Raw genomic sequence first — 8,452 nt, 5'->3', positions numbered from 1 at the left:
CGTCATCGACACCAGCCGCAACGGCAACGGTGCGCCGAAGGCGGGGCAGTGGTGCGATCCCGAGGGCCGGGCGCTCGGCACGGCGCCCACGACCGACACCGGGCAGGCCCGGATCGACGCCTATCTGTGGGTGAAGCTGCCGGGCGAGTCCGACGGCTGCAAGGGGGCCGCCGGCTCCTTCAGCCCGGCCTACGCGTACCAACTGGCCACGGGCTGAGCGGTCAGGCCCCGTCGGCCGGCGGCTTCTCGTCGTAGTCGGACGTCCCCGAGTCGAGCAGGGGCTCCTGGGTCTTCAGATGGGCGGGCGCGAAGGCCCGCAGCACGTGGTACCCGGTGATCACGACGATGGTGCCGAGCGCGATGCCGGACAGCTCGAAGTTGTCGGACACCTTCAGGCTGACCCCGCCGACCCCGATGATGATGCCCGCCGCGGCCGGTACCAGGTTCAGCGGGTTGCGCAGATCGACCTTGGCGTTCAGCCAGATCTGGGCGCCGAGGAGGCCGATCATGCCGTAGAGGATCACCGTGATGCCGCCGAGGACCCCGCCGGGAATGGCCGCCACCACCGCACCGAACTTGGGGCAGAGGCCGAACAGCAGGGCGAAGCAGGCGGCGGCCCAGTAGGCCGCGGTGGAGTACACCCGGGTCGCGGCCATCACGCCGATGTTCTCCGAGTACGTCGTGTTCGGCGGGCCGCCCAGCGCGGTCGACAGCATCGAGGCGGCGCCGTCCGCGGCGATCGCGGTGCCCAGCTTGCCGTCCAGGGAGCGGCCGGTCATCTCGCCGACGGCCTTCACATGGCCGGCGTTCTCGGCGATCAGCGCGATGACGACGGGCAGTGCGACCAGGATCGCCGACCACTCGAAGTTCGGCGCGTGGAAGGACGGCAGCCCGATCCAGTCGGCCTTCGAGACTCCCGACAGGTCCAGCCGCCAGTGGTCCACGGCCTCGGCGCCGCCCGCGGGGGAGTGGATCTTCCCGAAGACCTGGTCCAGGACCCAGGACAGGACGTAGCCGAAGACCAGGCCGAGGAAGATCGCGATACGGGAGAGGAAACCGCGCAGACAGACCACGGCGAGTGCGGTGAACAGCATCACCAGCAGGGCCGTCCACTGGTCCTGCGGCCAGTAGGTCGACGCGGTCACCGGGGCCAGGTTGAAGCCGATCAGCATGACGACCGCACCCGTCACCACCGGTGGCATCGCCGCATGGATGATGCGCGCGCCGAACCGCTGCACCGCGAGACCGGCGAGGAAGAGCACCGAACCGACCACGAAGACGGCGCCGGTGACCACGGCACTGCTGCCGCCACTGGCCCGGATCGTCGCGGCGACCCCGACGAACGAGAGCGAGCAGCCCAGATAGCTGGGCACCTGCCCACGCGTGGCCAGCAGGAAGATGGCCGTCGCGACACCCGACATCATGATCGCCAGGTTCGGGTCGAGACCCATGAGCACCGGGGCGACGAATGTCGTGCCGGACTTTCCATGATGAGATGCCGTCGCCGGCGCGGTCACAGGGCCGGGAACGTGGGAAGGAAAGACGATGGCAGGCAGCGAGACGGGGCGTGCGCGACGAGCGCTGATCTACATCCGGGTCAGTACGGCCAGGGACGACATGATCAGCCCGTAGCTGCAGCAGTTCCAGGGCGAGACACTTGCCGCCAAGGAGGGCATGCAGCTGGTGGGGAAGCCCATCATGGACCTGGGGAAGACGGGACGCTCCTTCGGGGAACGCCAGATTTCCAAGATCATTGGGATGGCTGAGCGGGAGGAGTTCGACGTCCTCATTCTGTGGGTCTGGTCGCGCTTCGGCCGGAACATGAAGGACTCACTGACCAACCTCGACCGGCTCACCGAGCCGGGTATCGAAGTCCGTGCGGTCAAGGAGAACTTCGACGGGCGGACGAACATCGGTCGCTTCGCGATCCGGCAGGTGCTCAACATTGCTGAGCTGTTCAGCGACCAGCAGGCAGACGTGTGGAAGGAGTCCATAGCCCGGCGCCGGCGCAAGGGCCTTCCGCACGCGAACCAGGGGCGGTTCGGGTACTACCGATGCGACACCTGACCTCCCCGGAAGCCCGGGGTTCCGCTGGAGACCTGTCCGGCGTGCAAGGAGGGCATACTCAAGGTCGACCCGGTGCTGGGGCCGAGGCTGGCCGATGCCTGGCGGCGGATAGGCGCCGGCGAGTTCATCGGTCACATCACGCACGAGTGGTACGCGGATGGTGTCGTGGATCCGGTCTCGGGGAAGCCCGTGACGCCTGGGCGTCTGTACGACATCCTCGACTCTGGCTTTCGGCCTCGGGTTCGTGCGTTACCGGCTGCCGGAGCAGCAGCACGTCCTGCGAACGGACAAGGACGGAGTCAAGCGTCGCGGAGGCAACAGGTCGCGTAGGCCGGAGACGTTCGGACTGTATCTGCCGGGCGGGCACGAACCCGTGATCAGCGACCGTGCTGAGTGCGAACGCGTCTGGGACACCTACCTCGACCGCCGTGGTGATACGCCGAAGACGTCAGTCCGTGAGCGGGGCGAGGTCCGGTACTCGACGACCGGGTTGAACTTCTGTGCGGCCTGCGGGGGCTCCATGCACGCCCTGCTCAGGACGAAGAAGACCCGGAAACCCTCGATCGACGGCCACCCCGATCCGTTCGACGTGACGTGGCGGTGCCGCCAGTACGCCGAACTCGGTTCATGCCGAGGATCCGGGTACGGAAATCTGGAGCACATTGAAGCCCGCGTGCTCGGCTGGCTCAAGGAGAACGCCAAGGGCGGCCAGGACATGGAGGCGCGTGTGCGCCGGAGCCAGGCAGTGCTGAAGCCGAATGACTCTGCGGCCCAGCTCATCAGCATTGAACGGGAACTGGACAGGCTGGTGCGGCAGGAGGACAGGCTCACTGACAGTCTGGTGGATGGCCTGATCAACGAGGACGCCGCCCGCCGCAAGCAGGAGCGGATCAACGCTCGTCGCGAGGCGCTCGAGAAGGAGCGGGCGCAGCTTTCGAAGCGTCGAGAGCGCATGGTTTGCCAGCCCCGCGCTGTGGCTTTCAAGAGTTTGGTGGACGAGTGGGAACAGGCGACCCCGAACGCCAGGAACAAGCTGGTCAGAACGGTCGTGCGTGGGATCTACGTCCGCAAAGGGCGCGGATTGTCGCTGAGCGAGAAGTGTCGGATCATCACCATGTGGGAGGAACGCCCCTCGGTGTCGACGGCGGGAGCGCCCTCTACGGCAGGCGCTGTGCTGTAGGGCTACCTTGACAGCGGCACCTCACGCCTGTCCTTCGCGCCGCTTGATCCGGTTTCGTGGCGCATCACCACTACGGCGGCCAGGACGTCCCAGAACGCCTCCCAGCAGTCGTCTTCGCTCGGCATCGGGGTGTGTGCGGCGCTCATTGGGTGCGGATACCTCCAGGGGCGTCATCGGAGTCACCAGCCGCAGACGCGGCTGGTGGCCTTGGAAGGATCACCATGTCGATGACGGGCGATTTAGCCCTGCAGTTGATCCGTGGTATCCGCCTTTGAATCGCCCCGTGTAATGAATGATTCAAGGCACGCCCCTCCCGCTTGCCCGCTTGGGTTCGGCGACTATCCGACCGAGACAGCAGCACTGCAGTTCGTCGAGGGATTGGGTATCGGGTCCCGCGAGACGCTGCGGATCTGGGTCAAGCAGCACGAGATCGACGACGGGAGAGGCCGGGGACGACTACGGAGGAGTCTGCCCAGCTCAAGGCGTTGAAGAAGGAGAACGCCGAGCTGAAGTGGGCGTACGACATCCTCAACGCGGCGGCGAACTTCTTCGCGGTCGAGCTCGACCGGACACATCCGCGCTCGTAGCGTCCATCGACGAGCGTCAGGACCGCTGCGGCGGAGTCGAGCCAATCTGTAGTTACCGGTCGGCGGCGGTCGAGGCGGATGCCTTGCTGGACGCGGGGCTACCGAAGGGCACGCCACCACTTCCCCGTCCCCAGCTCTCGCGTTCCTGCCCGAACATGCTCTGCAAGGGACAAGAATTGCGGGCATGTTGAGTCAAGACGATCTGGAGCAGTCCATCCGTGCGCTCTCCGACGACGAGGCCATCCGTGCGCTGACGGCGCTGGCGGAGGAGCGCGGGCTACTCCCTGCCGCGCACCTGTTTTCTCCGGAGGGCGGTGGGCTGAAGGCCGGAGTGGACGCCGTGGATCTGGAGCGGTACTTAGATCCGGGGCAACCTGAGGTGTCAGGCGGGGAGTTGGCGCGCCGTGTACTGGAGTACGCGGTGGCCCTGCGCGAGGACCTGGCGGATACGGCCGGCGAGGCGGTCGCATACGCGCGGTCGCCCATGGACCGGCTCGACCCCGTCACCCTCTCAGTCGCCGCGCTCGCTGTCACGCTGCTGCAGACCGAGGTGGTGGTGAAGCGGGATCCGCGTGGGAGGTGGAGCCTGACCATCCACAAGCGGGCCCTGCGGGACTCCACTCTCGGGCGGGTCCTGACGGCCCTGCTCTCGCAGATCACCAGAGGCAAGTAGCCAGCGGACCGGGGTGGGGTTCGGGATGAATGTCTCGGCGAGGGTGCCGTACGCGTGGCGCTGCGAAGAATGTGCCCAAGAGCGCCGGGCTCCGATTTGGCGGGTCATCGACGCGCGTGAGCAGGCCGACGTCCTGGCGGCCCCATCCTCGGGCGTGTCCTGGGTGGATTGCCCCGTCTGCGGAACGAAGACGCACATCGAGGCGCCGTTGCTGGTTCTGCGCCCGGGCGGGGTGGCGCCCCTGCTCCTCGCGGTCCCGGTCGCGGAGCTTCAGCACGATCCGCCGCGGTCCGCGGCGCCCCTGCTGGAGGAGGCCGGGCGGGCGGGGGGCTTCGTCGGCGGTGCCTTCGCCGGGCGGGTGATCCCGCTGCCGCGCAGGTTGCTCCCGTTCGTCCTGGCCCGCGACCTCGAACGGGACCTGGAGGACCCCGAGGCGGCATGCCAGCAGTTGCAGCCGGAGGGGGCGCCGACGGTCGCGAACTACAGGATCTTCCTCCAGTACCTCGGGGAGGAACAGGGTGACAGCCTGGTGGGGCAGCTCCTAGCCGCGACGCTGGGCAGTTTGCCGGACGCCCTCGCGGGACTCGTCCGCTCTTACCCGGAACTGACGGACGGCACCAGGGTCCGCGACGCGGGGCGCGTGGAGCTCCGTGCGGCTGAGGGCACGCCGCTCGAAGAGGTGATGCGTATCCGTCAGCACCTCCTAGACGAACTGTGCGACGGCCGGACGCCTCCGACGGCGGCGATCCGCCACTACTTCGAAGCCTGGGTTCACTTCGACGGCGGTCTGCGGTCACGGTTACGCGCGATGTACATCGAGGCCCGCAACAACGATGGGCCGGAGGGCATCCCGCTTGCCCGTGAGGCTCTGGCGCTCGCCGCCGGGCTGGGTGAGGAGGAGATGGAGACTGAGCTTGCCGCGCTGCTCGGCAGACACCTGGTGCACGCGGTGCAGGGTGGGCTCGATGCCGATCCGTCAGAGGCAGTCCAATTCCTTGAACGGGCGCTGCGCCGGCTGCCCGAAGGCAGTCTGCAGTGGGTGGAGGTGGCGAACAACCTCGCCACTGCGCACCACCTGCGTGATGACGGTGACCGTCTGGAGATGTGGGAGGTCGCGCGCGACCTGCTGGCGCGCGCGACCGTACTGGACCGCCGTGAGTATCCTGAGTTCTGGGCACGGGTCCAGACCAATTATGGGCTGCTCCTGTCGGAACGACCGGGCGGCGGCACCGAGGACCTCACCCTGGGCATCGAGCACATCAAGGCCGGGCTGGATGAGCGCTCTCCCCAGCGTGACCGGGGCGACTGGGCCTACTCGATGGTCAATCTCGGCCTGTTGCTGTACCGCCGAGCCGGGGCGGAGGACCTGAGGCAGGCGGAGGGGTGCTATCGGGAGGCCCTGCGGTATCTCGGCGCCGGTGACAACGAGGCGCTGTGGTCCCGGATCCAGTGCAATCTGGCCGACCTGTTGCTGTCCCGGGATCCCGTCGACGCGCACGGCGCCAGGGAAGCAGCGACCGCGGCGCTCGGCCTGTCCGCCGCACACCCCGGCCTTCTCGATACTGGCCGCATCAACTGGCTGCTGGCCCGGGCCAGTGATCACCTCGACGGCCTGGATGGCGCGGAGAGCGAGCGGCTGCGCCGGGAGGCCCTGTCGGCCGCACCGCCTGCGGTGTCGCCGTCCCTGCACCTGGGCATCGCTCGGGAATTGCTCCACGCCTACGCCTCGGCGGAACGCTGGAGCGAGGCGGCCGATGTCGCGTCGGACATGGTGACCGCAGTGAACGCGCTCTACGACGCCCAGGTCACCGGAGCCGGACGCCGGAGCGTGCTCGCCCAGGTGACCAGGATTGCCCGCTGGGCCGCCTTCCTGCTGGCCAGGGCGGGGCGCCCGGAGCACGCGGTCGAAGCCATCGAAAGCGGACTGGCTTGCGAACTCTCGGTGGTGGCCGGGCGGGGAGCAGCGGACCTGGAAACCCTTGAGCAGACCGATCCGGCCATGGCCCGCCGCTACCGGCTGGCGCGGGCCCGGTACCGCTCCGCGGTCGGCGCAGCGACCCAGGCGGCGACTGGTGGTCCCGCTTCCACGGCGCGTGAGGAGGCCGAAGCCGAACGCGGTGTGCGCATGGTGATTGAGGAGATCCGCGTGATCCCGAGCTTTGAACGCTTCCTGCGCACCAGCGAGCTGGAGGACATCGTCCGGGCAGCAGGCGGTAGCCCGCTGGCCTACCTCGTGAACGCGCCGTGGGGCAGCTACGTCCTCGTGTTACCCAGTACACCGGGCGCGGGGCCCTCCGTGCGGGCTGTTCCCGTTCCCGAGGTGAGTAGCGAGTCCATCACCCGCCTCCTGATCATGGATCCGGCCGACAACACCCTGGGGTTGCTCCTGGCGCAGGAGGGCGGAGTGCTCCGGCGCAGGCGTCAGCTCCCGCAAGCCCTGGACCGGCTTGCCGCCCTCGCACCGCTCCTACGGCCGGTAGCGCGGCTCCTTGCGGACGACCCGGGGCACGGGGCTGTCGTCGTCCCGACTGGTCTGCTGGGAGTGGTGCCGCTGCACGCCGTGCCACTCGGTGTGGAAGGCGTTCTCGACGACCTCGGTACTCTGTTCGTCTCCCCGTCCGCTGCGGTATACGCGGCGTGCCGCTCGGTGGCCGCACGGCCGCCGCAGAGCGTGCCCCGCCTGGTGGCTGTGGCCGACCCCGACGGTTCGCTCCCCGGCAGCCGCGCCGAGCTCGCCGAAATTCGTGCACTGTTCGAAGAGGGTCGTTGCGCGGTGGGGTCTGAAGCCACCGTGGGCTGGGTGCTCGACCATCTTGCCGAGGCCTCGTACCTGCACCTCAGCTGCCACGGCAGTGGCGGATTCGACGGCGTGGGCAGCTCCCTCACCCTGGCCGACGGCCGCCTGAGCATGGACACCCTGGTACATCGGCAACTGCCCGCCTGCAGAGTGGCCGTGGCCAGCGCATGCCAGTCGGGTCACTACGCGATGGCGGAGGCTCCGGACGAGTTCCGCGGGCTTCCGGCCGGCTTCCTCCAGAGCGGGGTGGCCTGCGCGGTGGCCGGGCTGTGGCAGGTGGACGACATGGTGACCGCGTTGCTGATGACACGCTTCTACGAGCTGATCTCTCCCGCGCACGGTGCCGATGGCGTTCCTCCGGTGGCGGCGCTGCGTCGGGCACGCGGGTGGTTGCGCCGTCTCACCTGGGAGGAGATTGTGCGGTACACAGACGCCCGTCCGCATCTGGCAGCCCTGACCGAGCGGTACACCGTTCGGCCGACTACCGACGAGTGCCCCTTCTCCTCGCCAGTCCACTGGGCTGCGTTCACCGCGTGGGGGGTCTGAGTGCTCCGCGCCGGGCCCCTGTCAGTTCCTCTGCGTCGGCCCGTTCGAGTCGAGCGTGTACTGGGCTACGGGACCGAAGGGTGATTGCGGAGTGTTGACCTGCATCATCGTGTATCGCCCGCCTACGAGGCCCGTGAGGGTCACAGTGGCCGGGTAGTGGACCTCTCTGCCGTTCGCGCAGCTGGGCTGGCAGATGACAGCCGACTCCTGCCCGCTGGCTTGGGCGGTGGACTGCCCCCAGTTTGACCAGGTCAGACCCTCGAGCCCGCCATTCCCGTCTCCGCAGTGGAGCAGGAGTGCTTTGGGCTCGGCCAGGTACTCCCCGAAGCAGTTTGCGATCGCGGCGGGCCGTGTGCTCTGCCGTGTGGTGGCCGTCGTCGGCGGCTGCGCGGAGGGTTCCGTGACGGGGGAGGGCTCGGCAGGCGGGGTCGGTTCGGCGGTTGTCTGCCGGGGTGCGTCGGTGGTGGGGGCAGAGGTCGGGAGGGCGGACGTCGAGGTGGCTGGCTCCTCGGCCGACTGCGGGGACGCGGTGACGGTGGCTCTGGGGTCAGCGATGGTGTCGGTTCCGCTGTCGTAGCCGGACACGAGGGTGATGACGGTGG

Annotated in this window: 8 protein-coding genes and 1 pseudogene; 5 read left to right on the top strand and 4 right to left on the bottom strand. The window is 68.6% G+C overall.

Annotation, left to right across the window (positions count from 1 at the left end; genetic code table 11):
* A partial coding sequence (locus tag J1C73_RS18910) for a glycoside hydrolase family 6 protein (RefSeq protein ID WP_207317442.1) occupies positions 1-217 on the top strand: 217 nt, incomplete at its 5' end.
* 4 nt (positions 218-221) lie between these two features.
* Here J1C73_RS18910 and J1C73_RS18905 read toward each other — a convergent pair.
* On the bottom strand, positions 222-1,517 hold the full coding sequence (locus J1C73_RS18905; protein WP_372446704.1) for a uracil-xanthine permease family protein: 1,296 nt from the start codon (positions 1,515-1,517) through the stop codon (positions 222-224).
* A 69-nt stretch (positions 1,518-1,586) separates the two neighbouring features.
* Positions 1,587-1,748 (bottom strand): hypothetical protein, encoded by a 162-nt coding sequence (locus J1C73_RS18900; protein WP_207317443.1) that lies wholly within the window; start codon positions 1,746-1,748, stop codon positions 1,587-1,589.
* Here J1C73_RS18900 and J1C73_RS18895 point away from each other — a divergent pair.
* Both J1C73_RS18895 and J1C73_RS18890 read left to right on the top strand, forming a co-directional pair.
* Complete coding sequence (locus J1C73_RS18895) at positions 1,675-2,067, top strand: recombinase family protein (RefSeq protein WP_207317441.1); 393 nt, start codon at positions 1,675-1,677, stop codon at positions 2,065-2,067. The genes J1C73_RS18900 and J1C73_RS18895 overlap by 74 nt on opposite strands.
* 373 nt (positions 2,068-2,440) lie before the next feature.
* On the top strand, positions 2,441-3,247 hold the full coding sequence (locus tag J1C73_RS18890; RefSeq protein WP_207317440.1) for a recombinase zinc beta ribbon domain-containing protein: 807 nt from the start codon (positions 2,441-2,443) through the stop codon (positions 3,245-3,247).
* Positions 3,248-3,249: 2 nt separating this feature from the next.
* On the opposite strand, the gene J1C73_RS18885 is transcribed toward J1C73_RS18890, so the two are convergent.
* Positions 3,250-3,393 (bottom strand): hypothetical protein, encoded by a 144-nt coding sequence (locus J1C73_RS18885; protein ID WP_207317439.1) that lies wholly within the window; start codon positions 3,391-3,393, stop codon positions 3,250-3,252.
* 625 nt (positions 3,394-4,018) lie between these two features.
* On the opposite strand from J1C73_RS18885, the gene J1C73_RS18880 reads away from it, so the two are divergent.
* Both J1C73_RS18880 and J1C73_RS18875 read left to right on the top strand, forming a co-directional pair.
* A complete protein-coding gene (locus tag J1C73_RS18880) occupies positions 4,019-4,507 on the top strand; it encodes a hypothetical protein (RefSeq protein ID WP_207317438.1) in 489 nt (162 codons plus the stop codon).
* Between the two features lie 25 nt (positions 4,508-4,532).
* Entirely contained in the window at positions 4,533-7,850 is a 3,318-nt protein-coding gene (locus tag J1C73_RS18875; protein WP_207317437.1) for a CHAT domain-containing protein, read from the top strand.
* Between the two features lie 21 nt (positions 7,851-7,871).
* Here the strand turns inward: J1C73_RS18875 and J1C73_RS18870 are convergent.
* Positions 7,872-8,452: pseudogene (locus tag J1C73_RS18870) on the bottom strand (hypothetical protein); the annotation flags it as partial.

Origin of the sequence: Streptomyces laculatispora, assembly GCF_017353455.1 — a bacterium.
Classification (GTDB): domain Bacteria; phylum Actinomycetota; class Actinomycetes; order Streptomycetales; family Streptomycetaceae; genus Streptomyces; species Streptomyces laculatispora.
Note: the sequence above shows the minus strand (reverse complement) of the source record. Positions and strands in the feature narration are given on the sequence as shown.

What these genes read in the sequence shown, in the direction of transcription:
- J1C73_RS18895 (WP_207317441.1), top strand. Translation starts at nt 1,675, where the DNA reads ATGCAGCTGGTGGGGAAGCCCATCATGGACCTGGGGAAGACGGGACGC.
- J1C73_RS18885 (WP_207317439.1), bottom strand. Translation starts at nt 3,393, where the DNA reads ATGAGCGCCGCACACACCCCGATGCCGAGCGAAGACGACTGCTGGGAG.
- J1C73_RS18880 (WP_207317438.1), top strand. Translation starts at nt 4,019, where the DNA reads ATGTTGAGTCAAGACGATCTGGAGCAGTCCATCCGTGCGCTCTCCGAC.
- J1C73_RS18875 (WP_207317437.1), top strand. Translation starts at nt 4,533, where the DNA reads ATGAATGTCTCGGCGAGGGTGCCGTACGCGTGGCGCTGCGAAGAATGT.